Source organism: Streptomyces chumphonensis, from assembly GCF_014779715.1.
Lineage (GTDB): Bacteria > Actinomycetota > Actinomycetes > Streptomycetales > Streptomycetaceae > Streptomyces > Streptomyces chumphonensis.
In genome coordinates this window covers 357,515-380,756 of record NZ_JACXYU010000002.1, presented here as the reverse complement: position 1 = coordinate 380,756, position 23,242 = coordinate 357,515, and the positions used below count along the sequence as shown (strand labels likewise).

Annotated in this window: 21 protein-coding genes; 10 read left to right on the top strand and 11 right to left on the bottom strand. The window is 72.8% G+C overall.

The window, feature by feature from the left end; genetic code table 11:
- Positions 1 to 236 precede the first annotated feature (236 nt).
- The 4 genes from IF129_RS06975 to IF129_RS06960 are packed head-to-tail and all read left to right on the top strand — an operon-like array spanning position 237 to position 4,782.
- The gene (locus IF129_RS06975; RefSeq protein ID WP_191208595.1) at positions 237 to 1,076 is read left to right on the top strand and encodes a nitrilase-related carbon-nitrogen hydrolase; all 840 of its coding nucleotides are present in this window, start codon (positions 237 to 239) and stop codon (positions 1,074 to 1,076) included.
- Positions 1,073 to 2,359 (top strand): aspartate aminotransferase family protein, encoded by a 1,287-nt coding sequence (locus tag IF129_RS06970; RefSeq protein ID WP_191208594.1) that lies wholly within the window; start codon positions 1,073 to 1,075, stop codon positions 2,357 to 2,359. Before IF129_RS06975 ends, IF129_RS06970 begins: the two co-directional genes overlap by 4 nt.
- Positions 2,356 to 3,756, top strand: coding sequence for a dihydropyrimidinase (gene hydA / locus IF129_RS06965; protein ID WP_191208593.1), 1,401 nt, complete (start codon positions 2,356 to 2,358; stop codon positions 3,754 to 3,756). Before IF129_RS06970 ends, hydA begins: the two co-directional genes overlap by 4 nt.
- A 12-nt stretch (positions 3,757 to 3,768) precedes the next feature.
- Positions 3,769 to 4,782 (top strand): TIGR03842 family LLM class F420-dependent oxidoreductase, encoded by a 1,014-nt coding sequence (locus IF129_RS06960; protein WP_191208592.1) that lies wholly within the window; start codon positions 3,769 to 3,771, stop codon positions 4,780 to 4,782.
- Here the strand turns inward: IF129_RS06960 and IF129_RS06955 are convergent.
- Entirely contained in the window at positions 4,746 to 5,483 is a 738-nt protein-coding gene (locus IF129_RS06955; protein WP_191208591.1) for a MerR family transcriptional regulator, read from the bottom strand. The two genes, IF129_RS06960 and IF129_RS06955, sit on opposite strands and share 37 nt — an antisense overlap.
- A gap of 120 nt (positions 5,484 to 5,603) precedes the next feature.
- On the opposite strand from IF129_RS06955, the gene IF129_RS06950 reads away from it, so the two are divergent.
- The 3 genes from IF129_RS06950 (at position 5,604) to IF129_RS06940 (ending at position 8,465) form a co-directional block, all read left to right on the top strand.
- Complete coding sequence (locus tag IF129_RS06950) at positions 5,604 to 6,611, top strand: hypothetical protein (RefSeq protein WP_224754485.1); 1,008 nt, start codon at positions 5,604 to 5,606, stop codon at positions 6,609 to 6,611.
- Positions 6,608 to 7,084 carry an ABA4-like family protein gene (locus IF129_RS06945; RefSeq protein ID WP_191208590.1) on the top strand — a complete coding sequence of 159 codons (477 nt, stop codon included), beginning with the start codon at positions 6,608 to 6,610 and terminating at the stop codon, positions 7,082 to 7,084. The genes IF129_RS06950 and IF129_RS06945 overlap by 4 nt, the downstream gene beginning before the upstream one ends.
- A 106-nt stretch (positions 7,085 to 7,190) precedes the next feature.
- Positions 7,191 to 8,465, top strand: a complete 1,275-nt coding sequence (locus IF129_RS06940) for an APC family permease (protein WP_191208589.1) — start codon at positions 7,191 to 7,193, stop codon at positions 8,463 to 8,465.
- 6 nt (positions 8,466 to 8,471) lie between these two features.
- On the opposite strand, the gene IF129_RS06935 is transcribed toward IF129_RS06940, so the two are convergent.
- On the bottom strand, positions 8,472 to 8,777 hold the full coding sequence (locus tag IF129_RS06935) for a PadR family transcriptional regulator (RefSeq protein ID WP_191208588.1): 306 nt from the start codon (positions 8,775 to 8,777) through the stop codon (positions 8,472 to 8,474).
- A gap of 138 nt (positions 8,778 to 8,915) precedes the next feature.
- Here IF129_RS06935 and IF129_RS06930 point away from each other — a divergent pair, with 138 nt between their 5' ends.
- The gene (locus IF129_RS06930) at positions 8,916 to 9,737 is read left to right on the top strand and encodes an inositol monophosphatase family protein (RefSeq protein ID WP_191208587.1); all 822 of its coding nucleotides are present in this window, start codon (positions 8,916 to 8,918) and stop codon (positions 9,735 to 9,737) included.
- Positions 9,738 to 9,799: 62 nt separating this feature from the next.
- Entirely contained in the window at positions 9,800 to 11,215 is a 1,416-nt protein-coding gene (locus tag IF129_RS06925; protein WP_318153596.1) for a phytoene desaturase family protein, read from the top strand.
- 48 nt (positions 11,216 to 11,263) lie between these two features.
- Here IF129_RS06925 and IF129_RS06920 read toward each other — a convergent pair whose 3' ends face one another.
- Positions 11,264 to 12,988, bottom strand: coding sequence for a BCCT family transporter (locus IF129_RS06920; RefSeq protein ID WP_191208586.1), 1,725 nt, complete (start codon positions 12,986 to 12,988; stop codon positions 11,264 to 11,266).
- Between the two features lie 130 nt (positions 12,989 to 13,118).
- On the opposite strand from IF129_RS06920, the gene IF129_RS06915 reads away from it, so the two are divergent.
- Entirely contained in the window at positions 13,119 to 14,255 is a 1,137-nt protein-coding gene (locus tag IF129_RS06915; protein ID WP_191208585.1) for a glycerate kinase, read from the top strand.
- 68 nt (positions 14,256 to 14,323) lie between these two features.
- Here IF129_RS06915 and pssA read toward each other — a convergent pair whose 3' ends face one another.
- The 8 genes from pssA to IF129_RS06875 form a co-directional block, all read right to left on the bottom strand.
- Positions 14,324 to 15,106, bottom strand: coding sequence for a CDP-diacylglycerol--serine O-phosphatidyltransferase (gene pssA / locus IF129_RS06910; protein ID WP_191208747.1), 783 nt, complete (start codon positions 15,104 to 15,106; stop codon positions 14,324 to 14,326).
- A 58-nt stretch (positions 15,107 to 15,164) separates the two neighbouring features.
- The gene (locus tag IF129_RS06905; RefSeq protein ID WP_191208584.1) at positions 15,165 to 15,812 is read right to left on the bottom strand and encodes a phosphatidylserine decarboxylase; all 648 of its coding nucleotides are present in this window, start codon (positions 15,810 to 15,812) and stop codon (positions 15,165 to 15,167) included.
- 180 nt (positions 15,813 to 15,992) lie between these two features.
- Positions 15,993 to 17,198, bottom strand: a complete 1,206-nt coding sequence (locus IF129_RS06900; protein ID WP_191208583.1) for an acyl-CoA dehydrogenase family protein — start codon at positions 17,196 to 17,198, stop codon at positions 15,993 to 15,995.
- A gap of 1 nt (position 17,199) precedes the next feature.
- Entirely contained in the window at positions 17,200 to 17,721 is a 522-nt protein-coding gene (locus IF129_RS06895; protein ID WP_191208582.1) for a MaoC family dehydratase, read from the bottom strand.
- 3 nt (positions 17,722 to 17,724) lie between these two features.
- The gene (locus IF129_RS06890; RefSeq protein ID WP_191208581.1) at positions 17,725 to 18,690 is read right to left on the bottom strand and encodes an HpcH/HpaI aldolase/citrate lyase family protein; all 966 of its coding nucleotides are present in this window, start codon (positions 18,688 to 18,690) and stop codon (positions 17,725 to 17,727) included.
- Positions 18,687 to 20,720, bottom strand: coding sequence for a protein meaA (locus tag IF129_RS06885; RefSeq protein WP_191208580.1), 2,034 nt, complete (start codon positions 20,718 to 20,720; stop codon positions 18,687 to 18,689). Before IF129_RS06885 ends, IF129_RS06890 begins: the two co-directional genes overlap by 4 nt.
- 17 nt (positions 20,721 to 20,737) lie before the next feature.
- Complete coding sequence (ccrA, locus tag IF129_RS06880; protein ID WP_191208579.1) at positions 20,738 to 22,078, bottom strand: crotonyl-CoA carboxylase/reductase; 1,341 nt, start codon at positions 22,076 to 22,078, stop codon at positions 20,738 to 20,740.
- A gap of 314 nt (positions 22,079 to 22,392) precedes the next feature.
- Positions 22,393 to 23,187: a TetR family transcriptional regulator gene (locus IF129_RS06875; RefSeq protein WP_191208578.1), complete on the bottom strand. Its 795-nt coding sequence runs from the start codon at positions 23,185 to 23,187 to the stop codon at positions 22,393 to 22,395.
- Positions 23,188 to 23,242 lie beyond the last annotated feature (55 nt).

Genomic DNA, 23,242 nt, shown 5'->3' with positions numbered 1-23,242 from the left:
GAACACGGTTGGCTGCTTCCGGGTCTGTTCGCTCCGCCCCGCTCCAAACCTGCCGCTACCCCGTGCTCCGCATCGCTGACGCACCGTCACCGGTCGCGCCGTCGCCCGCCCGTGCCCTCCGATCGGGCCAAGGGGGCGCAGATGCCCTTGCCAGTGCGCGGAACGGGATCTACGGTCGCATCCTCGCGAAACCCCCGGAAGCAGGACGGACCCACGCCCGGACGAAGGAGTCGTTCATGCCCGATGTCGTACGTGCCGCGGTGGTACAGGCGACCTGGACCGGCGACACCGCGTCCATGGTGGCCAAGCACGAGGAGCACGCCCGGGAGGCCGCCCGGCGGGGAGCCGCCGTCATCGGCTTCCAGGAGGTCTTCAACGCCCCCTACTTCTGCCAGGTGCAGGACGCCGAGCACTTCCGCTGGGCCGAGCCCGTGCCCGGCGGGCCGACGACGGAGCGGATGTGCGCGCTCGCGCGGGAGACGGGCCTGGTGATCGTGGCCCCGCTCTTCGAAACCGAGCAGTCCGGATTCCACTACAACACCGCCGTCGTGATCGACGCCGACGGCACGGTGCTCGGCACCTACCGCAAGCACCACATCCCGCAGCTGAAGGGATTCTGGGAGAAGTTCTACTTCCGGCCCGGCAACCGGGGCTGGCCCGTGTTCGACACGGCGGCCGGCCGCATCGGCGTCACCATCTGCTACGACCGCCACTTCCCCGAGGGGTGGCGCGCCCTCGGCCTGGCCGGGGCCCAGCTCGTCTTCAACCCCTCCGCCACCTCCCGCGGCCTCTCCTCCCACCTGTGGCAGCTCGAACAGCCCGCGGCGGCCGTCGCCAACGGCTACTTCGTCGCCGCGATCAACCGCGTCGGCACGGAGAGCTACGGGGACAACGACTTCTACGGGACGAGCTACTTCGCCGACCCACGCGGCCAGATCGTCGGCGCCGCCGCAGGCGACAAGGAGGAACTCCTCGTCCAGGACCTGGACTTCGGCCTCATCGACGAGGTCCGCCGCACCTGGGCGTTCTACCGCGACCGCCGCCCCGACGCCTACGGGGAGCTGGTGCGCCCGTGACCGACCACGCCACGCCCTCCCTGCACGACCGCCACCGCGCCGTCCTGCCGGACTGGCTCTCGCTCTACTACGAGCGCCCCCTCGAACTCACCCACGGCGAGGGGCGCCATGTGTGGGACGCCGACGGCAACCGCTACCTGGACTTCTTCGGCGGCATCCTCACCACCATGACGGCCCACGCCCTGCCGGAGGTCACCAAGGCCGTCGCCGAGCAGGCCGGGCGGCTCATCCACAGCTCCACGCTCTACCTCAACCGGCCCATGGTGGAGCTCGCCGAGCGCATCGCCGCCCTCTCCGGCATCCCCGACGCCCGGGTCTTCTTCACGACCTCCGGCACCGAGGCCAACGACGCGGCCCTGCTCCTGGCCACCACCTACCGGCGCTCCAACCAGATCCTCGCCCTGCGCAACAGCTACCACGGCCGCTCCTTCTCCACGGTCGGCGTCACCGGGAGCCGCGCCTGGTCGCCCACCAGCCTCTCGCCGCTCCAGACGCTCTACGTCCACGGCGCGGTCCGCGGCGGCCCCTACGCACGGCTGACCGACGCCGAGTTCACCGACGCCTGCGTGCAGGACCTGACCGACCTGCTCGGCCAGACGTCCCGGGGCGTCGCGGCCCTCATCGCCGAACCCGTGCAGGGTGTCGGCGGTTTCACCGCGCCGCCCGACGGCCTCCTGGCCGCCTTCCGCGAGGTGCTGGACGAGCACGGCATCCTGTGGATCAGCGACGAGGTGCAGACCGGCTGGGGGCGTACCGGCGACCACTTCTGGGGCTGGCAGGCCCACGCCGGGCGCGGCGCCCCCGACATGATCACCTTCGCCAAGGGCATCGGGAACGGCATGTCCGTCGGCGGGGTCGTCGCCCGCGCGGAGATCATGAACGTCCTGGACGCGAACTCCATCTCCACCTTCGGCGGCAGCCCCGTGACCATGGCCGCCGCCCAGGCCAACCTCGCCTACCTGCTCGAACACGATCTCCAGGGCAACGCCCGGCGCGTGGGCGGTCTGCTCATCGAGCGGGTCCGGGCGGCGGGCGCCGGGCTCGGCACGGTGCGCGACGTCCGGGGCCGCGGCCTCATGATCGGCGTCGAGCTCGACAGCGCCGCCACGGCCGCCCGCGTGCTGGAGGCCGCCCGCGACGGCGGCCTGCTGATCGGCAAGGGCGGGCCGGACGGCGCCGTCCTGCGCGTCGCACCGCCCCTGACCGTCACCGTCGCGGAGGCCGAGGAGGGCGCGGCGATCCTGGAGAAGGCCCTGCACGAGGCTTCGGGAGGCCGGGCATGAGCCGGACCGTCATCCGGGGCGGACTCGTGATCACCGCCACCGAGGAACTGCACGCCGACGTCCTCATCGAGGGGGAGCGCGTCGCGGCGCTGGCCGCCCGGGGCACGGAGGCCGCCGCGAGCTGGCGGGCCGACCACACCATCGACGCCACCGGACGGTACGTCGTCCCCGGCGGCGTCGACGCCCACACCCACCTCGACTTCCCCTTCGGCGGGACGTTCTCCGCCGACACCTTCGAGACCGGCACCCGCGCCGCCGCCTGGGGCGGCACCACGACCGTCGTCGACTTCGCCGTGCAGAGCCGGGGCCGCAGCCTGCGCGAGGGCCTGGACGCCTGGCACGCCAAGGCCGAGGGGCAGTGCGCCGTGGACTACGCGTTCCACATGATCCTCGCCGAGGTGAACGAGGGCACCCTGAAGGAGATGGACGCCCTCGTCGCCGAGGGCGTCACCTCGTTCAAGCTCTTCATGGCCTACCCCGGGGTCTTCTACAGCGACGACGGACAGATCCTGCGCGCCATGCAGCGGGCCGCCGGCAACGGGGGCCTGATCATGATGCACGCCGAGAACGGCATCGCCATCGACGTCCTCGTCGAGCAGGCGCTGGCCGCCGGGCGGACCGACCCCCGGTACCACGGCGAGGTCCGCCGGGCGCTCCTGGAGGCCGAGGCCACCCACCGCGCGGTGCAGCTCGCCCGGGTGGCCGAGGCCCCCCTGTACGTGGTCCACGTCTCCGCCCGCGAGGCCGTCGCCGAGCTGGCCCGCGCCCGTGACCTGGGGCTGCCCGTGTTCGGCGAGACCTGCCCCCAGTACCTCTTCCTCACGGTCGACGACCTCGCCCGGCCGGGGTTCGAGGGCGCCAAGTACGTCTGCTCCACGCCGCTGCGCCCCGCCGACCACCAGGACGACCTGTGGCGCGCGCTGCGCACCGGCGACCTCCAGGTCGTCTCCACGGACCACTGCCCCTTCTGCTTCGCGGGCCAGAAGGAGCTGGGGCGCGGCGACTTCTCCCGCATCCCCAACGGCCTGCCCGGCATCGAGCACCGCATGGACCTGCTGCACCAGGCCGTGCTGGACGGCCGCATCTCCCGCCGCCGCTGGATCGAGCTGGCCTGCGCGGCCCCCGCGCGCATGTTCGGCCTCGCCGGGCGCAAGGGCACGCTCGCCCCCGGTGCCGACGCCGACGTCGTCGTCTACGACCCCGGAGCGCGGCAGACGCTGTCGGCCCGGACGCACCACATGAACGTCGACCACTCCGTGTACGAGGGCCGTGAGGTCACCGGGCAGGCGGAGACGGTCCTCAGCCGGGGCCGCACCGTCCTCGACCGCCGTACCTGGACCGGGCGCGCCGGCCACGGCCGCTACCTCCCCCGCGCCACCTGCCAGCACCTGGACTAGGAGACCCCTTCCGTGGACTTCGGACTCGTCCTCCAGACCGATCCGCCCGGTGCCGCCACCGTCGGACTGATGCGTCGCGCCGAGCGCAACGGGTTCCGCCACGGCTGGACCTTCGACTCCGCCGTGCTGTGGCAGGAGCCGTTCGTCATCCACAGCCGCATCCTCGACCACACCGAACGGCTCGTCGTGGGCCCCATGGTGACCAACCCCGCCACCCGGTCCTGGGAGGTGACGGCCTCCACGTTCGCCACCCTCAACGAGATGTACGGCAACCGGACCGTGTGCGGCATCGGCCGGGGCGACTCCGCGATGCGGGTGGCGGGCCGCCGGCCGTGCACGCTGGCCCGGCTCGGGGAGGCGATCACCGCCATCCGCGATCTCGCGGAGGGCCGCGAGGCGACGGTGGACGGCACGCCGCTGCGGCTGCCGTGGGTGGGGGAGAGCCGGCTGCCCGTGTGGATGGCCGCCTACGGCCCGAAGGCCCTCGCGCTGGCCGGCGAGGTGGCCGACGGGGTCATCCTGCAACTCGCCGACCCCTACCTGACGTCCTGGATGGCCGGCGAGGTGCGGACGGCGGCCGCCGCGGCCGGACGGGACCCGGCGGCCCTGACCGTGTGCGTGGCCGCGCCCGCCTACGTCACCGACGGCACGGCGGCCGGGCTGGCCCACGCACGCGAGCAGTGCCGGTGGTTCGGCGGCATGGTCGGCAACCACGTGGCCGACCTGGTCGGCCGGTACGGTGCCCACTCCGACGTGGTGCCGGAGGAACTCACCGCGTACATCTCCGGGCGGCGGGGCTACGACTACCGCCACCACGGCCGGGCCGGGAACCCCTCCACCGACTTCGTGCCCGACGAGATCGTCGACCGCTTCTGCCTCCTGGGCCCGGCCGAGGACCACCGGGCCAAACTCCGCGTCCTGCGGGACGCTGGGGTGGACCAGTTCGCCCTGTACTGCATGCACGACGCCCGCGAGGAGGTCATCGACGCCTACGGCGCGGACGTCGTGCCGGCGCTCGGCGGCTGAGCGCCGGGCGTCCCGGCCCGGTCGCCGAACCGGCGGGCGGAGGCGTCCACCTGGGCGATGCGGCGCAGCGCGGTGAGCACGGCGTCACCGAGCACGGTACCGACGACGGCACGCTCGACGAGGTCCTCGCGCCGCTCCTGCCCCGCCACGTAGTCCAGGTCGGCCTCCGCGACGAGCTGGGCGGCGTCGGCGTAGGGCTCCAGCGCGTGGGTGAGGAAATCGCCATGGCCCACGCGGGTCAGCGCCGTGGCGGCGGCCACCAGGGCGGCCATCTTGCCGCTGTGCGCTGAGACGTGCCAGCCCCGCCGGGCGAGGAGGTCCTCCACGGCGGCCCGCGCGGCGTCCGTCTCGGCGTCACCGTCCGGGTCCGCGGTCTGCTCGGCGGCCGTGCCGTCGGGCCGGCCCGCGCGCGCCTCCGCGTCGTCGGGCGCCGCGATGCCGTGGGAGGCCGCGCCGAGCGCCTTGTGCAGGGGGAGGGCGGGGTCGTCGATGGCCGCGAGCACCTCCGCCGCGGCGGCCACGGAGAGCCCGCCCACACCGATGAGCGCGCGGATCAGCCGCAGCCGCCGTTCGTGCTCCTCGCCGTAGTGGGCCTGGTTCGGGCTCGTCAACCGGCCCGGCGGCAGGAGCCCCTCGCGGACGTAGAACTTGACGGTCGGCACCGGAACCCCGGTCCTGCGACTCAACTCTCCGATGCGCACGGCGTGCTCTCCCCTCACGGTTCCCTGCGGGGACCTCTTGCCAATCCGTCCCCCGTCGTCGATAGTCTCACTATCAGCAATCGATAGTGTCACTTGCTACTATCCATTCGGGGGTTTCCCATGCTCACCTGGCGTGCCGCCATGGCCTGGCACCGGCCGCTCATGGCCTTCGCCCTCTCCATGGCCCTGCTCGCGCCGGTCGCCGCAGCCGGCACCGTGCTCGACGACCGCGTGCTGGCCGGCGCCGCGATCTGGCTCAAGCCGCTCAAGTTCTCCCTCTCGTTCGCCGTGTACGCCCTCACGCTCGCCTGGATGCTCTCGCTGCTCACCCGGCACCGACGCGCCGGCTGGTGGGCCGGAACGGTGGTGGCGGTGGCGGGCGCGGTCGAGATGGTGCTCATCACGACCCAGGTCGTGCGCGGGCGGGGCAGCCACTTCAACATCGCGACACCCCTGGACGCGCGGCTGTTCGCGCTCATGGGGCTCACGATCGTCCTGCTGTGGACCGGCACCCTGGTCGTCGCCCTGCTGCTCTTCCGCACCCGCACCCTCGACGCGGCCACCGCCTGGGCGGTGCGCCTGGGCGCCGTCGTCTCGCTCCTCGGGCTGGCCGTCGGCGGGCTGATGCTCCTCCCCACCCCGGAGCAGCGGGCCGCCGACCCGCGGGGCGTCGCCGAGGCGATCGGCGCCCACAGCGTCGGCGTCCCGGACGGCGGCCCGGCCATGCCGTTCACCGGCTGGTCCACGACGGGCGGGGACCTGCGCATCCCGCACTTCGTCGGCATGCACGCCCTGCAGGCGCTGCCGCTGCTGCTCGTGCTGCTGCTCGCACTGGCGCCCCGGGCCGCGCGGCTGCGGGACGCACGCGTGCGCCTGCGCCTCGTCCTCGTCGGGGCCGGCGTCCACACAGCCGTGCTCGCCCTCCTGACCTGGCAGGCCCTGCGCGGGCAGCCGCTGACGAGCCCCGACGGCCCGACGCTCGGCGCCGCCGCGGCCCTGGCCGCCCTCGGCGTCGGTGCCACCTGGGCGGCACTGCGGGTGCCGGGGCCCCAGCCGTCCCCGGCCGCGCCTCCGTCGACGGTTCCGACGGCTCCGGCTCCGCCCGTCCGCAAGGAGCCGGTGGCATGACGGATCTCCTCTTCGACCTCGCCTTCTGGCTGGCGGCCCCGGTCTGGCTGCTGATGATCGTCGCCCCCGGCCGCCGCGTGACGGACCGGGTGGCCGCGTCCCCTGTGACGGTCGTTCCGGTGCTGGCCGTCTACCTCGCCCTCGCCCTGCCCGTCCTGCCGGAGCTGTGGGCCGCCGTCACCGACCCCTCGCGCGCGGGTTTCCAGGACCTGATGGCCCTCGACGCGGGCGCCGGTGCGATCTGGGCCCAGGTCATCGCCTGGGACCTCCTCGTCGGCCAGTGGATGTACCGGGAGGCGCGCAGGCTCCGCGTTCACCCTCTCGTCATGAGCCCGCTACTCGTGGCCACCATCCTGCTCGCACCGGTGGGCGTGCTGCTCTTCCTCGCCCTGCGGGCGCTGCGGATCAGCCGGGACCGGGCCGCCGTAGACGCTCCGGTGGCCCGGTCCGCGGCGCCGCGCGGGACGCCGTAGGGGTCGGTGGGACGGGGGCGTGGCCCGCCCCCGGCGATCCGCTATCGTTCACCGATATCGGGTCCCGTCAAGGCAGGCCGTCCCCGTCTCGCCGAGGAGTGTGTCCATGAGCACGTCACCGACGGCGGGCGGCGTCCCCGGGGAGCTGCGGCGGACGCTCGGCGTGCCCGACGCCGTCCTGATCGGCCTGGGGTCGATGATCGGCGCGGGGATCTTCGCCGCGCTCGGCCCGGCCGCACGCGCCGCCGGTTCCGGGCTGCTGTTCGGCCTCGGCCTGGCCGCCGTCGTCGCCTACTGCAACGCCACCTCCTCCGCGCGGCTCGCCGCCCGCTACCCGGCCTCGGGCGGGACGTACGTGTACGGGCGCGAGCGGCTCGGCGTCTTCTGGGGCCACCTCGCCGGGTGGGCCTTCGTGGTGGGCAAGACCGCCTCCTGCGCCGCGATGGCGCTCACGGTCGGGGCGTACGTGTGGCCCGGGCAGGCGCACGCGGTCGCCGTGGCGGCGGTGGTGGCGCTGACGGCCGTCAACTACGCGGGGGTGCGGAAGTCCGCGCTGCTCACCCGGGCGATCGTGGCCGTCGTCCTGGCGGTGCTCGCCGCCGTGGTCGTCACGGCCCTGACCTCGGACGCGGCGGACGCGAGCCGGCTGGACGTCGGCTCCGACGCCACGGCCGGCGGGGTGCTCCAGGCGGCCGGCCTGCTCTTCTTCGCCTTCGCCGGCTACGCGCGCATCGCCACGCTGGGGGAGGAGGTCCGCGACCCGGCCCGGACGATCCCGCGCGCGATCCCGCTCGCCCTGGGGGTCACGCTCGTCGTCTACGCGCTCGTCGCCGTCTCCGTCCTGGCGGTGCTGGGCCCGGACGGGGTGGCCGGGGCCGCCGCGCCGCTGTCGGAGGCCGCGCGGGCGGCGGGAGCCGGGTGGCTCGTCCCCCTCGTCCGCGCCGGTGCCGCCGTGGCCGCGCTCGGCACGCTGCTCGCCCTGGTCCTCGGCGTCTCCCGCACCACGCTGGCCATGGCCCGTGACCGGCACCTGCCGCACGCCCTGGCCGCCGTCCACCCGCGCTTCCAGGTACCGCACCGCGCCGAGCTGGTCGTCGGCGCGGTCGTGGCGGTGCTCGCGGCGACGGCGGACCTCCAGGCGGCGATCGGCTTCTCCTCCTTCGGCGTCCTCGTCTACTACGCCGTCGCCAACGCCTCCGCCTGGACGCTCGGGCCGCACGAGGGCCGGCCCGCACGGGTCGTGCCGGTGGTCGGGCTGACCGGCTGCCTGCTGCTGGCCTTCTCGCTGCCGCTGTCCTCCGTCGTCTCCGGAGCCGCAGTGCTGGGCGCGGGAGCCGCCGTCTACGCGGTCCGCCGCACGCTCACCGCCCGCACGCCGTGAGCCCCCTCAGGGGGTTTCGTCGCCCAGGACCTCGCGGGCCAGCGCGGCGAGCGCCCTGCGGTCCTCGGCCAGCGCCCGCCGCCCCGCGTCGGTCGCCCGGTAGACGCGCCGGGTTCGGCCGTCGACGACGCGCTGCTCGGAGACCAGCAGCCCGTCGCCCTCCAGGCGGTGCAGCGTCGGGTACAGCGTCCCGGGACTGATCCGGTAGCCGTGGCGGGCCAGTTCCCCGGTCATCCACGCGCCGTGGATCTCCTCCTCGGCCGCGTGGTGGAGGATGTGCAGCCGCACCGCACCGCGCTGGAACTCCCGCACCCTGGCCACCTCCGGCAGTGACGCAACCGATATCGCCTCCCGATCCTAATCGCCGGAGCCGGTGCGGTGGCCCGGTGCGGACCCCTGCTCCGGCGGAAGGGGGGCCGGGTGTCGTGGGGGCGTGGTTGTATAGGACACATGATCGACGACGTGCTCACAGCCGGGGTAGAGGCCGCCGTCCGCAAGGCGGCGGCGGAGGAGATCATGCCGCGCTGGCGGCAGCTCGCCGACCACGAGGTGACGTCGAAGACCGGGCCGCACGACCTGGTGACCGTCGCCGACCGCCGGGCCGAGGCGCACCTGGAGGAGGCCCTGCGTCCGCTGCTGCCCGGGGCGGCCTTCGTCGGCGAGGAGGGCGTCCACGCGGACCCGGGGCGGCTCACCGCCCTGCACGGGGACGCGCCCGTGTGGATCGTGGACCCGGTCGACGGCACCCGGCAGTTCGTGCGCGGCGAGGACGGCTTCTGCACCCTCGTCGCCCTCGCCCACCGGGGGCGACTGCTCGCCTCCTGGACGTACGTACCCGCCCGGGACCAGCTGGCCGTCGCGGTGCGCGGCGGCGGCGCCCGACTGGACGGCACGCTCCTGCGGGCCGGTTCACCCGACCCCGGGGCCGACCTCACGGTGGCCACCGACCACCCCGACTTCGTGGACGCCGAGCGCAGGCGCGTCCTCCTGCGGCTGCGGACCGAGGGCGTGGCCCCCCGCCCCTGCGGCTCGGCGGGCCTGGAGTACCTGCACGTGGCGACGGGCGCGTTGGACGGTCTCGCCTTCTCCTGGGAGAACGCCTGGGACCACGCCGCCGGCCTGCTGCTCGTCAACGAGGCGGGCGGCGCCCACGCCACCGCCGACGGCCGACCGTTCGCGGTCGGCGGCGGGAACGCGCTCCCGTTCGCCGTCGCCCGGGACGAGGCGGCCCTGCGGCGTATCCTCTCCCTGTTGGCGGGGACGGGGGAGTGAGACGACCCCCAGGGACGACATGGCCCCGGAAAGCGACGCCTCAAGGGTGAGGGAGAGCCGACGTGCCGTCCATGTGTGACGCGGTGGTGGTGGGGGCGGGTCCGAACGGCCTGACGGCGGCCGTCGAGCTGGCCCGCCGGGGGTTCTCCGTGGAGGTCTTCGAGGCCGAAGCGACGGTGGGCGGCGGCGCCCGCACCGAGGAGCTGACCCTCCCCGGCTTCCGGCACGACCCGTGCTCGGCCGTGCACCCCATGGGCGCCGGATCGCCCGCCTTCCTCGACCTGCCGCTCGCCCGGCACGGGCTGGAGTGGGTGCACCCGGAGCTGGCCCTGGCGCACCCGTTCCCCGACGGAACGGCCGCCGTCCTGGCCCGCTCGGTCGGGCGGACGGCGATGTCCCTCGGCCCGCGCGACGCCGGGACCTACCGCCGGCTGATGGCCCCCTACGTCGGCCGCTGGGACACCCTCGCCACGGACTTCCTGAGCGTGCCCTGGAGCCGCTTCCCCTCCGACCCGCTCACCCTCGCCCGGTTCGGGACGCTCGGCATCCAGCCCGCCTCCCTGCTCACCCGCCGCTTCCGCGACGACCGGGCGCGGGCGCTCTTCGCCGGGCTCGCCGCCCACGTGATGGCCCCGCTCACGACGAACGCCACCTCCGGCATCGCCATGGTCTTCGCGCTCGCCGCCCACGCGTACGGCTGGCCCGTCGCACGCGGCGGCTCCCAGTCCGTCTCCGACGCGCTCACCGGCCTGCTGCGGGAACTCGGCGGCGCCGTGCACACCGGGTTCGAGGTCAAGCGGCTGGACGACCTCCCCCCGGCCCGCGCCTACCTCTTCGACACCTCACCCACCGCGCTGGCCCGCATCGCGGGCCTCGGCCGGGCGTTCCAGGGGTTCCGCTACGGTGCCGCCGCGTTCAAGGTGGACTACGCCCTGGACGGGCCGGTGCCGTGGACGGCGCCGGAGGCGCACCGGGCCGGCACCGTGCACCTCGGCCCCCACCGGCGGGACATCGCGGCCGCCCTGAAGGCGCCGGTGCGCGGTCGCGCGCCGGAGCGGCCGTTCCTCATCACCTCCCAGCCCACCGCGGTGGACGCCACCCGGGCGCCGGAGGGCAAGCACGTGCTGTGGGCCTACGGCCACGTGCCCAACGGCTGGGACGGCGACCTCACCGACGCCGTCGAGCGCCAGATCGAGCGCTTCGCCCCCGGCTTCCGCGACCTCGTCCTGGCGCGGGCGGTGAGCGGGCCCGCGGAGCTGGCCGCCCGCAACGCCAACTACGTCGGGGGCGACATCGCGTGCGGCGCCTTCACCGGCCTGCAGACCCTGCTGCGCCCCCGGCTCGCCCGTGTGCCCTACGCGACGCCGCACCCGGCCGTCTACCTCTGCTCCTCGGCGACGTGGCCGGGGCCGGGCGTCCACGGCATGTCCGGGCACAACGCCGCCCGCGCCGTCTGGCGCCGCCTCCGCTCCTCCTGACGCCCGGGGGCGCCGGAGCCGCGGAGTGCGGCGCCGGACGGCACCCGCTCAGAGGCGGTCCGGCTCCTGGTCGCCGGACTCCGCGTCCTCGGTGACGCGTGAGGCCGCGCGGCGCAGCCGCCAGTGCCGGGACCGGTGGTGCTCGCTGACGGCCTCACCGACCATGACCCGCATCGCGTCCCGCAGGCCGTGCAGCGCGTGGTGCCGGGTGGGTCCGGCCCCCGGATCCTCCCGCATCTCCCGCAGCAGCGCCCAGCACATCGCCATGAGGACCACCACGAAGGGCAGGGCCACCAGGATCGTCCCGGACTTCAGGGCCTCCAGACCGCCGGCGACCAGCAGGACGGCGGCGACCGAGGCCATCAGCACACCCCAGGTGACCACGAGCCACCGCTGGGGATGCAGCGCGCCCCGACTGGTGAGCGAGCCCATGACCAGGGAGGCGGAGTCGGCGCTGGTCACGAAGTACGTCATCACCAGCAGCATGGCCACGACCGAGGTCAGCGCGGTCAGCGGAAGCGCGTCCAGCAGGGCGAAGAGCGAGGACTCCACGCCTTCGTCCAGCGGGCCGGACAGGTCCGCCTGCCCGGTCGAGTCCAGGCGCAGCGCGCTTCCGCCCATGACGGAGAACCACGCGATGCTCGCTCCCGAGGGCACCAGCAGGACGCCGATCAGGAACTCCCGCACCGTCCGGCCGTGCGAGATGCGGGCCAGGAAGGTGCCGACGAAGGGCGCCCACGACATCCACCACGCCCAGTAGAAGATCGTCCAGATGCCCAGCCAGTCCTGCTCGCCGAACGCGCCGGTGCGCGAGGAGGTGATGAGGAGTTCCTGGAGGTAGGGGCCGACACCGGCCGGGATGGCGTTGAGCACGTACACGGTCGGGCCGGCGAGGAAGATGAACACCATCAGCAGCGCCGCCGCCACGATGTTGATGCTGCTCAGCCACTTGATGCCCTTGTGCAGCCCGGAGAAGGCGGACAGCACGAACGCGGCGCCGAGGACCGTGATGATCGCCAGGTGCAGGCCCCGGCCGTCCTCGATGCCCGTGGTGATGTTCAGCCCCCTGGCGACCTGGAGGGCACCGAGCCCCAGGCTGGTCGCCGTGCCGAAGACCGTCGCGAACACCGCGAGGAGGTCGATCGTGCGGCCGGGCCAGCCCGCCGCCCGCCGCTTGCCGAGGAGCGGGACGAACACGGAGCTGAGCTGGTTGCCGCGCCCCTTGCGGAAGGTCGCGTAGCCCAGTGCGAGGCCGGTGACGCCGTAGATCGCCCACGGGTGCAGTGCCCAGTGGAAGAACGAGTACTCCAGCGCGGCCCGCTCGGCCTCACCGCTGCGCGGCTCGGCGGAGCCGAAGGGGGGCGGGTCGAAGTAGTGCGTGAGCGGTTCGCCGACGCCGTAGAACATCAGGCCGATCCCCATGCCGGCGCTGAACATCATCGCGATCCAGGCCAGGTTGTTGAACTCCGGTCTGGAGTCGTCCTTGCCGAGGCGGATGCGGCCGAAGCGGCTCAGCGCGATGTAGACGCACAGGACCAGGAAGGCGTTGGCCCCGATCGTGAAGAGCCAGCCGAAGTTCCTGAGGACCCAGTCCAGGGAGCCGGAGGCGGCGGTCGAGAACGAGTCCTGCCCCAGTGCCGCCCAGCCCACCACGAGCAGGACCGTCACCACTCCGATCCCGACGACGGTCGGGTCGGGGCCGGGGGTCTTGCGGTGGGGGCCCTTTCCGAGGGACTCCGGGGGCGGTGGGGAAGACGTCGTGTCCGTTGTCATGTCGTCTCACTATCAGTGCTCGGTTGCGCTGCGTCCCCCGGCACGCCGGACGTCGATGGCCGCCGGGACAGCGCGCCGGATAAGGTCGTCCTTGGCGCGACTGCCCGTTCGAAAGCAAGGGACACCCCACATGAGCCAAACAGGGCGCGTGCTGATCGCCGCCGACAAGTTCAAGGGCTCGCTGACGGCCGTCGAGGTCGCCGCCCACGTGACCGAGGGCCTGCGCCGGGCCCGGCCCGGCCTGGACGTCGAGGCCCTCCCCGTGGCCGACGGCGGTGACGGCACCGTCGCGGCGGCCGTGGCCGGCGGGTTCGAACGCCGCGAGGTCGAGGTGACCGGGCCGCTCGGGGCTCCGGTGACGGCGGCCTACGCGTTGTCCGGCTCGACGGCGATCGTCGAGATGGCCGAGGCCTCCGGGCTCCAGCTGCTGCCCGAGGGGGTCTTCGCACCGCTCACCGCGACCACCTACGGCAGCGGCGAGCTGCTGCTGGCGGCCGTCGCGGCCGGGGCCACGACGATCGTGCTCGGCGTCGGCGGATCGGCCACCACGGACGGAGGCGCCGGCATGCTGGCGGCCCTGGGCGCACGCTTCCTCGACGCCGACGGGCAGCCGCTGGCTCCCGGCGGCGGCCCGCTGCGCGAGCTGGCCGAGGCCGACCTGACGGGCCTGGACCCGCGCCTGAAGGACGTGGACGTGGTGCTCGCCAGCGACGTCGACAACCCGCTGACCGGGCCGACGGGGGCCCCGGCCGTCTACGGGCCGCAGAAGGGCGCCTCCGAGGAGGACGTCGCCACGCTGGACGCCGCCCTCGCCCACTACGCCCGCGTACTGGAGAGCACCGTGGGCCCGCGTGCGGCGCGGTGCGCCGACGCGCCCGGCGCCGGAGCGGCCGGCGGCATCGGGTACGGAGCCCTGGTGGGCCTGGGCGCCGCCTTCCGGCCCGGCATCGAGGTGCTGCTGGAGGTGCTGGGCTTCGCCCCGGCGCTGGAGCGGGCCGCCCTCGTCATCACCGGTGAGGGGTCCATGGATGCGCAGACCCTCCACGGCAAGGCCCCGGCCGGCGTCGCGGCGGCGGCGCGGGCGGCCGGGAAGCCCGTGGTGGCCGTCTGCGGCCGACTGGCGATCGACGAGGCCGCCGTGCGGGAGGCCGGCATCGGGGCCGTCTACCCGCTGACGTCCGTCGAGCCGGACCCCGAGCGGTGCATGGCGAACGCGGGACCGCTCCTGGAGCGCGTGGCGGAGCGGCTCGCGCACGAGCACCTGTAGGAACGGCGGAACGCCGGGCGGGCCGCGTCGGCGGCCCGCCCGGCGTTCCGTGCGCCGCGCCCCGGTGCTCAGCCCTGGGCCGCGGCCCGGGCCTCGCGTCGGTTGTCGCGGAAGGTGTTCACCCGGCGTGCCGTCGCGAACAGCGGGATGACGGCGCCCAGCACCAGCTGGAGGGCGCAGCCGGTCTGGAGCAGCAGCTCCCCGCCGGGGGAGTCCAGCGCCCAGGCGGCCAGCATGCCCATCGCCAGGACGATCCAGCTCAGCATGCCCACGGCCAGCTTGCCGCGCGGCTTGGGGTACTCCACGCGGCTGACCATCAGCCAGGCCGTACCGATGATCGCCAGCAGTGTCGGGATGAACGGCAGTTCCAGCAGCACGATGGAGACCACCGTCAGGGCTCCGAAGGGACTCGGCATCCCCTGGAAGATGCCGTCGCGCAGGGTCACGCAGGAGAACCGCGCGAGCCGCAGCACCACCGCGAGCAGGACGACGATCGCGGCCAGTGCCGAGACGTGCTGGTTCGCGTCGGTGGCGACCATGCCCCACACCAGGACGAAGTACGCCGGGGCCAGCCCGAAGCTGATGAGGTCGGAGAGGTTGTCCAGCTCGGCGCCCATCGCCGAGGCCCGCAGCTTGCGGGCCACGATCCCGTCGAAGAGGTCGAAGACCGAGGCCATGAGCATCAGCATCACGGCGGTGGCGGCGCTGGAGCGCGCCATGCCCCCGTCGCCGCTGTCGGTCAGATGGGGGATCAGCACCCCGGTGGTGGTGAAGTACACCGCCATGAAGCCGCAGGTGGCGTTGCCGAGGGTGAGGGTGTCGGCTATCGAGAGCCGCGTGGACAGCGGCATCTCGTCGTCGTCCGCCTCGTCGAGCCCCCAGCCGGAGCCGGCGTGGGCGCTGTCGGGGTCAGTCGCGGTCAAGGCGTGTCACTCCCGCCGTCGTCTTCTGGCCGACCTCGACGCCGGCCTCCACACCTTCGGGCAGGTACACGTCGACGCGCGAGCCGAACCGGATCAGGCCGATCCGCTCGCCCTGCTCGACCTTGGTGCCCTCGGGCAGGTAGGGGACGATGCGCCGTGCCACCGTGCCGGCGATCTGCACCATCTCGATGTCGCCGAGCTCGGTGTCGAAGTGCCAGACGACGCGCTCGTTGTGTTCGCTCTCCTTGTTGAACGCCGGGACGAACCCGCCGGGCACGTGCTCCACGGACGTCACCGTCCCCGCCAGCGGGGCGCGGTTCACGTGGACGTTCAGCGGGCTCATGAAGATCGCCACCCGCGTGCGACCGTCCTTCCACGGCATGACGCTCTGCACCACGCCGTCGGCCGGGGAGATGACCCGGCCCCGGGCGACCTCCCGCTCCGGGTCCCGGAAGAACCAGAGCATGCCGGCGGCGAGCGCGGTGACCGGCACGGCCACGGCCCGCGCCTTCCCGGAGCGGCGCGCCCCGGCGAGACTGACGGCGGCCGTGGCCACCGTCGGGAGGAGCCATGGTGACGCGCCGCGAGCGATGCGGACACGACCACGGGGAGAGGGGGATGAGCGGTGGGGCATGGAAGACCTTCGTAGCGGGAGGGTGCCGCGCAGATACGGTGGACCACGGCTGTCCTCCGCATGGTATCGGCACAGGACGGCAACTGGGAAAGCCCGAGCCTCCGTCAGGACGCCGAACCCCGGCCCGGGTGTGTGACCTCGCTCACGGAGGAAACCGCCCGAACCGGGGTGAAGCGGCGCTCAGCCCTGCAGCCGGTACTCCTCCAGCAGGCGACGGCCGACGATCATTTTCTGGATCTCTGCCGTACCTTCACCGATCAGCAGCATGGGCGCCTCGCGGTAGAGGCGCTCGATCTCGTACTCCTTGGAGAACCCGTAGCCGCCGTGGATGCGGAACGCGTCCTCGACGACCTCCTTGCAGTACTCCGAGGCCAGGTACTTGGCCATGCCCGCTTCGAGGTCGTTGCGCTGCCCGGAGTCCTTCTTGCGGGCGGCGCCGACCATGAGCGCGTGCGCGGCCTCCACCTTCGTGGCCATCTCGGCCAGCTTGAACTGGATGGCCTGGTGCTGGGCGATCGGCTTGCCGAAGGTGCTGCGCTGCTGGGCGTAGGAGACGCCCAACTCGAACGCGCGCTGCGCGACTCCGCAGCCGCGCGCGGCCACGTTGACGCGGCCGACCTCGACGCCGTCCATCATCTGGTAGAAGCCCCGGCCGGTCTCCCCGCCGAGGACCCGGTCCGCCGGTACCCGCAGGCCGTCCATGATGAGCTCGGTCGTGTCGACGCCCTTGTAGCCCATCTTGTCGATCTTTCCGGGAATGGTGAGGCCGGGCATGACGTCGCCGAACCCGGGCTCCTTCTCGACCAGGAAGGTCGTCATCGACTTGTGCGGGGCGGTGCCCTCGGCGTGCCCCTCGTCCGTCCGGCAGAGCACCGCCACCAGCGAGGACGAACCGCCGTTGGTCAGCCACATCTTCTGGCCGGTGAGGACGAACCCGTCCCCCTCGCGCACTCCCTTGGAGGAGATGGCCGAGACGTCCGAGCCGAGCGCCGGCTCCGACATCGAGAAGGCGCCCCGGGTCTCGCCGGCCGCCATCCTCGGCAGGAAGTAGTCCTTCTGCTCCTGTGTGCCGTGCTGCTTGAGCATGTAGGCGACGATGAAGTGCGTGTTGATGATGCCCGAGACGCTCATCCAGCCGCGCGCGATCTCCTCCACGCACAGCGCGTACGTCAGCAGCGACTCGCCGAGGCCGCCGTACTCCTCGGGGATCATCAGGCCGAAGATGCCGAGTTCCTTGAGGCCCTCGACGATCTCGGTGGGGTACTCGTCCTTGTGCTCCAGCTCCGTGGCGACCGGGATGATCTCCTTGTCGACGAACCCGCGGACGGTGGAGAGGATCTCCCGCTGGATGTCGGTCAGGCCGTCGGTCTGTGCGAGGCGTCCCATGTCACTTACCGCCCTTCGGGCGCTCGACGAGTTCCGGGCGGCCGGGCTGTTCGCCACCGCGTGCCTCGATGTACTCGGCGGTGGGCACCATCACCTTGCGGCGGAAGACGCACACGAGGGTGCCGTCCTGCTTGTAGCCCTTGGTCTCGACGTACACGATCCCCCGGTCCGACTTCGACTTCGACGGCGTCTTGTCCAGCACCGTCGTCTCGCCGTAGAGGGTGTCGCCGTGGAAGGTCGGGGCGACGTGCCGCAGCGACTCGATCTCCAGGTTGGCGATCGCCTTGCCCGACACGTCCGGCACGGACATGCCCAGCAGCAGCGAGTAGATGTAGTTGCCCACCACGACGTTCTTGCCGAAGTCCGTCGTCTTCTCGGCGTAGTTGACGTCCATGTGCAGCGGGTGGTGGTTCATGGTCAGGAGACAGAACAGGTGGTCGTCGTACTCCGTGACCGTCTTGCCGGGCCAGTGCTTGTAGACGGCACCGACCTCGAACTCCTCGTAGGTACGGCCGAACTGCATCGCTTACGCCTCCGGTGCCTCGAACTTGCTGGTGCGGGTCATCCCGGCGGCGCGGCCCTTGCCCGCGACGACGAGCGCCATCTTGCGGCTGGCCTCGTCGATCATCTCGTCGCCGAGCATCGCCGAGCCCTTCCTGCCGCCCGCTTCGGAGGTGTGGAACGCGTAGGCGTCCAGGATCAGCTCGGCGTGGTCGTAGTCGTCCTGGGAGGGCGAGTAGATCTCGTTGGCCGCCTCGACCTGGCCGGGGTGCAGCACCCACTTGCCGTCGAAGCCCAGCGCCGCCGAGCGTCCGGCCACCTCGCGGTAGCCCTCCACGTTCTTGATCTGGAGGTACGGGCCGTCGATGGCCTGCAGGTCGTGCTGGCGGGCGGCCATGAGGATGCGCATGAGGATGTAGTGGTAGGCGTCGGCCGGGTAGCCGGGCGGCTGCTCGCCGACGACCAGCGACTTCATGTTGATGGACGCCATGAAGTCGGCCGGGCCGAAGATGATCGTCTCCAGCCGGTCCGAGGCGGCGGCGATCTCGTCGACGTTCACCAGCCCCTTGGCGTTCTCGATCTGCGCCTCGATGCCGATCCTGCCGACCTCGAAGCCCATCGTCTTCTCGATCTGCGTCAGCAGCAGGTCCAGCGCCTTCACCTGGGTGGCGTCCTGCACCTTCGGCAGCATGATGCAGTCGAGGTTGGGGCCCGCGCCCTCCACGACCGTCACCACGTCGCGGTAGGTCCAGTGCGTCGTCCAGTCGTTGACGCGCACGACGCGCGTCTTGCCGTTCCAGTCGCCGTTGTTGAGGACGTCGACGATGGTGTGCCGGGCGCCCTCCTTGGCGAGCGGCGCGCAGGCGTCCTCCAGGTCCAGGAACACCTGGTCAGCCGGGAGACCCTGCGCCTTCTCCAGGAAGCGCGGGTTGCTGCCGGGCACGGCCAGGCAGGAACGGCGCGGGCGCAGACGGTTGACGGGGGTGCTCATGCGGGGACCTCCAGGGGGTCGAGCCGGTTCGCGGTGCGGATCTCGTCGACGATACGACCGATGATCTCCGTGATGCCGAAGTCCTTCGGCGTGAAGACCGCCGCCACACCGGCGGCCTTCAGGGCGGCGGCGTCGGCGGAGGGGATGATCCCGCCGACGATGACGGGCAGGTCCTCCGCGCCCGCCCGGCGCAGCCGGTCCAGCACGTCGGGCACCAGCTCCGCGTGGGAGCCGGAGAGGATGGACAGGCCCACGCAGTGCACGTCCTCGGCCACGGCCGCCGAGACGATCTGCTCGGGCGTGAGCCGGATGCCCTGGTAGACCACCTCGAACCCGGCGTCGCGGGCCCGGACGGCGATCTGCTCGGCGCCGTTGGAGTGGCCGTCCAGGCCGGGCTTGCCGACGAGCAGCCGCAGCCGTCCGCTGCCCAGCTCATCGGCGGTGGCGGCGACCTTGCGCCGCACCTGGGCGAGCGTGGACCCGGTTTCGGCCGCCACGGCGACCGGGGCGCTGCTCACGCCCGTGGGTGCGCGGAACTCCCCGAAGACGTCCCGCAGGGCCCAGGCCCACTCACCGGTCGTGACGCCCGCACGGGCGCACTCGACGGTGGCCGGCATCAGGTTGACATCCCCGGCGGCGGCCTTCTTCAGCGCCGCCAGCGCCTCCTGGGCACGCGGCTCGTCCCGGCGGTCGCGCCAGGCGCCCAGCGCCTCGATGACCCGGGCCTCGTTCGCCGGGTCCACGGTCATGATCGCCGTGTCCAGGTCGGCCGTCAGCGGGCTGGGCTCCGTGGCCTCGTAGCAGTTGACGCCGACGATCTTCTCCTCGCCGGACTCGATGCGGGCCCGGCGCTCCGCGTGCGAGGAGACGAGCCGGGACTTCAGGTACCCGGACTCCACGGCCGCCATCGCGCCGCCCATCTCCTGGATCCGCTCGATCTCGGCCAGGCACTCCTCGACCAGCCCGTCGACCTTCGCCTCGATGACGTGCGACCCGGCGAAGATGTCGTCGTACTCCAGCAGGTCGCTCTCCAGGGCGAGCACCTGCTGGATGCGCAGCGACCACTGCTGGTCCCAGGGCCGGGGGAGCCCCAGCGCCTCGTTCCAGGCGGGCAGCTGCACGGCGCGGGCGCGGGCGTCCTTGGAGAGGGTGACGGCCAGCATCTCCAGGACGATGCGCTGGACGTTGTTCTCCGGCTGGGCCTCGGTGAGCCCCAGGGAGTTGACCTGCACGCCGTAGCGGAAGCGGCGCTGCTTGGCGTTCTCGACGCCGTACCGCTCGCGGGTGACCTGGTCCCAGATCCGGGTGAACGCCCGCATCTTGCACATCTCCTCGACGAACCGCACACCGGCGTTGACGAAGAAGGAGATGCGGGCGACCACGTCGCCCATCCGCTCCCGCGGCACCTGGCCGGAGTCGCGGACGGCGTCCAGGACGGCGATGGCGGTGGACATCGCGTAGGCGATCTCCTGCACCGGCGTGGCCCCGGCCTCCTGCAGGTGGTAGCTGCAGATGTTGATCGGGTTCCACTTGGGGATGTGGGCCACCGTGTAGGTGATCATGTCGGTGGTCAGCCGCAGGGAGGGTCCGGGCGGGAAGACGTGCGTCCCGCGCGAGAGGTACTCCTTGACGATGTCGTTCTGCGTCGTCCCCTGGAGCTTGCCGGGGTCCGCCCCCTGCTCCTCGGCGACCACCTGGTAGAGCGCCAGCAGCCACATGGCGGTGGCGTTGATGGTCATCGAGGTGTTCATCTGCTCCAGGGGGATGTCCTGGAACAGCCGCCGCATGTCGCCCAGGTGCGAGACGGGCACACCCACCCGGCCGACCTCGCCGCGGGCCAGGACGTGGTCCGGGTCGTATCCGGTCTGCGTCGGCAGGTCGAACGCGACCGAGAGCCCCGTCTGGCCCTTGGCGAGGTTGCGCCGGTACAGCTCGTTGGACGCCTCCGCGGTGGAGTGCCCGGCGTAGGTGCGCATCAGCCAGGGTCGGTCCCGCTGCGGGCGCGCGCTGGTGTTCTGACGCTCAGTCATGGTGGTGGCGTCTCTTCTCAGACGTTCCGGAAGCGGTTGATGGCGTCGAGGTGCTTCGCCCGCGTCTCCGGGTCGCTGACGCCCATGCCCTCCTCGGGCGCCAGGCACAGCACGCCCACCTTGCCCTGGTGGAGGTTCTTGTGCACGTCGAACGCGGCCTGGCCGGTGTCCTCCAGGGAGTACGTCTTCGACAGCGTCGGGTGGATCTTGCCCTTGGCGATCAGCCGGTTGGCCTCCCACGCCTCGCGGTAGTTGGCGAAGTGCGAGCCGATGATGCGCTTGAGGGACATCCACAGGTACCGGTTGTCGTACTGGTGCATGTAGCCCGAGGTCGAGGCGCAGGTGGTGATGGTGCCGCCCTTGCGGGTGACGTAGACGGAGGCGCCGAAGGTCTCGCGGCCGGGGTGCTCGAAGACGATGTCGATGTCCTCGCCGCCGGTGAGCTCGCGGATGCGCTTGCCGAAGCGCTTCCACTCGCGCGGGTCCTGGGTGTTCTCGTCCTTCCAGAACCGGTAGCCCTCGGCCTTGCGGTCGATGATCGCCTCGGCGCCCATGCGCCGGCAGATCTCGGCCTTGTCCTCACTGGAGACGACGCAGATCGGGTTGGCGCCGCCGGCCAGTGCGAACTGGGTCGCGTAGGAGCCGAGGCCGCCGCTGGCGCCCCAGATCAGGACGTTGTCGCCCTGCTTCATCCCGGCGCCGTTCTGCGAGACGAGCTGGCGGTAGGCGGTGGAGTTCACCAGGCCCGGCGCCGCCGCCTCCTCCCAGCTGAGGTGCTTGGGCTTCGGCATGAGCTGGTTGGACTTCACGAGCGCGATCTCGGCGAGGCCGCCGAAGTTGGTCTCGAAGCCCCAGATGCGCTGCTCGGGGTCGAGCATCGTGTCGTTGTGGCCGTCGGCGGACTCCAGCTCGACGGAGAGGCAGTGCGCGACGACCTCGTCGCCGGGCGTCCAGGCGTTGACGCCCGGGCCGGTGCGCAGGACGACACCGGCCAGGTCGGAGCCGATGGCGTGGTACGGCAGGTCGTGGCGCTTGGTCAGCGGGGACAGACGGCCGTAGCGCTCCAGGAAGCCGAAGGTGGAGACCGGCTCGAAGATCGAGGTCCAGACCGAGTTGTAGTTGACCGAGCTCGCCATGACGGCGACCAGGGCCTCGCCCGGGCCGAGCTCCGGCACCGGCACGTCGTCCAGGTGCAGGGACTTGCGCGGGTCCTTGTCGCGGCTCTCCAGGCCCTGGAACATCTCCTGCTCGTCCTTGTGCACGGTGATCGCGCGGTAGGACTCGGGCAGCTCCAGTGCGGCGAAGTCGTCCGCGGTGCTCTCCGGCGAGACGATCGCGTCGAGGATGGGGTTGGTCACGGTATGCCTCCGGCGAAGCGTGTGGTGCGAGGGACGCGGGGGACGCCGTCGGTTCAGCGTGGTGCCTGGTGACGCAGGCGGACCGGGCGCGCGGCCGTGGGTGGGCCGCGGGGACAGTGCCCGGCGTGGTGGCCACCGTATGACACGCAGTGCCACCTCGCAAGACACCCCGTGCCATTTCTTTGCGCCGCAGGTCACACCGGTACGCGGCCGGCGGTCACCGCCCCCGCGCGGGCACGCCGAAACGCCCCGGGGGCCGTCCGATGCGGGCCCGCCGGGGCGGTGTCGAGGAGTCGGGGGAGGGGGGAGCGGCGTCAGCCCGGCCGCAGGGCCGCCTCGATGGTGCGCATGATCTCGGGCAGCGGGGTGTCCGTGCGGGCCACGGTGACGAGCACGTCGCGGTCCGTCCGGGCCGTGACGGCGGCCGGCTCGGGCGCGCCACCGCCCAGGGCCGTGGCCCGGCTCGCGCCGAAGCCGGTGCCGAACGTCTCACGGACGATCGCGAAGGCCCGGTCCAGCTGGGCCTCCACGTCACCCCGGCCGCCCGAGCGCAGCCAGCGGCGCAGGACGTGGTTGTGGGCGGTGACCACCGCCGAGGCCGCCACCTCGGCCAGCAGCGGGTCGTCGTCGCCGTCCCGGTGCGCGGCCTCGTCGAAGTGGCCCAGCAGGTACCGGGTGAAGAGCCGCTCGTAACGGGCCACGGAGGCGATCTCGCGCTCCCGGAGCGCCGGTACCTCACGGGTCAGCTTGTAGCGCTCGACGCTCCCCGCCGGGGAGGCCGCGTACATGCGCATGACCTCCTTGATCCCCCGGCACACGGTGTCGAGCGGGTTCTCGTGCGGCGGCGCCGCCTCCAGGACGGCCCGCGCGCGCTCCAGCGTCTCGTCGTGGTCGGGGAAAATCGCCTCTTCCTTGGACCGGAAGTGGCGGAAGAAGGTCCGCCGGGCCACTCCGGCGGCGGCGGCGATCTCGTCCACCGTCGTCTCCTGGTAGCCCTTGGTGGCGAAGAGCTCCATCGCCGCGGCAGCCAGCTCCCGGCGCAGCTTCAGGCGCTGTGACGACGCGGTGGTACGAGTGCTCGTTCGAGCGGGCTTGGCTGGCTGCGACATGTGGGGAACGTTACACGGGCCGCTGGACGGGACGGACGGGCCGCCGGAAGAGGGT

Excerpts from the sequence above, each read along its gene's own strand:
- IF129_RS06975 (WP_191208595.1), top strand. The coding sequence starts at position 237 with ATGCCCGATGTCGTACGTGCCGCGGTGGTACAGGCGACCTGGACCGGC.
- hydA (WP_191208593.1), top strand. The coding sequence starts at position 2,356 with ATGAGCCGGACCGTCATCCGGGGCGGACTCGTGATCACCGCCACCGAG.
- IF129_RS06950 (WP_224754485.1), top strand. The coding sequence starts at position 5,604 with ATGCTCACCTGGCGTGCCGCCATGGCCTGGCACCGGCCGCTCATGGCC.
- IF129_RS06945 (WP_191208590.1), top strand. The coding sequence starts at position 6,608 with ATGACGGATCTCCTCTTCGACCTCGCCTTCTGGCTGGCGGCCCCGGTC.
- IF129_RS06940 (WP_191208589.1), top strand. The coding sequence starts at position 7,191 with ATGAGCACGTCACCGACGGCGGGCGGCGTCCCCGGGGAGCTGCGGCGG.
- IF129_RS06930 (WP_191208587.1), top strand. The coding sequence starts at position 8,916 with ATGATCGACGACGTGCTCACAGCCGGGGTAGAGGCCGCCGTCCGCAAG.
- IF129_RS06920 (WP_191208586.1), bottom strand. The coding sequence starts at position 12,988 with ATGACAACGGACACGACGTCTTCCCCACCGCCCCCGGAGTCCCTCGGA.
- IF129_RS06915 (WP_191208585.1), top strand. The coding sequence starts at position 13,119 with ATGAGCCAAACAGGGCGCGTGCTGATCGCCGCCGACAAGTTCAAGGGC.
- pssA (WP_191208747.1), bottom strand. The coding sequence starts at position 15,106 with ATGCCGCTGTCCACGCGGCTCTCGATAGCCGACACCCTCACCCTCGGC.
- IF129_RS06905 (WP_191208584.1), bottom strand. The coding sequence starts at position 15,812 with ATGCCCCACCGCTCATCCCCCTCTCCCCGTGGTCGTGTCCGCATCGCT.
- IF129_RS06900 (WP_191208583.1), bottom strand. The coding sequence starts at position 17,198 with ATGGGACGCCTCGCACAGACCGACGGCCTGACCGACATCCAGCGGGAG.
- IF129_RS06895 (WP_191208582.1), bottom strand. The coding sequence starts at position 17,721 with ATGCAGTTCGGCCGTACCTACGAGGAGTTCGAGGTCGGTGCCGTCTAC.
- IF129_RS06890 (WP_191208581.1), bottom strand. The coding sequence starts at position 18,690 with ATGAGCACCCCCGTCAACCGTCTGCGCCCGCGCCGTTCCTGCCTGGCC.
- IF129_RS06885 (WP_191208580.1), bottom strand. The coding sequence starts at position 20,720 with ATGACTGAGCGTCAGAACACCAGCGCGCGCCCGCAGCGGGACCGACCC.
- IF129_RS06875 (WP_191208578.1), bottom strand. The coding sequence starts at position 23,187 with ATGTCGCAGCCAGCCAAGCCCGCTCGAACGAGCACTCGTACCACCGCG.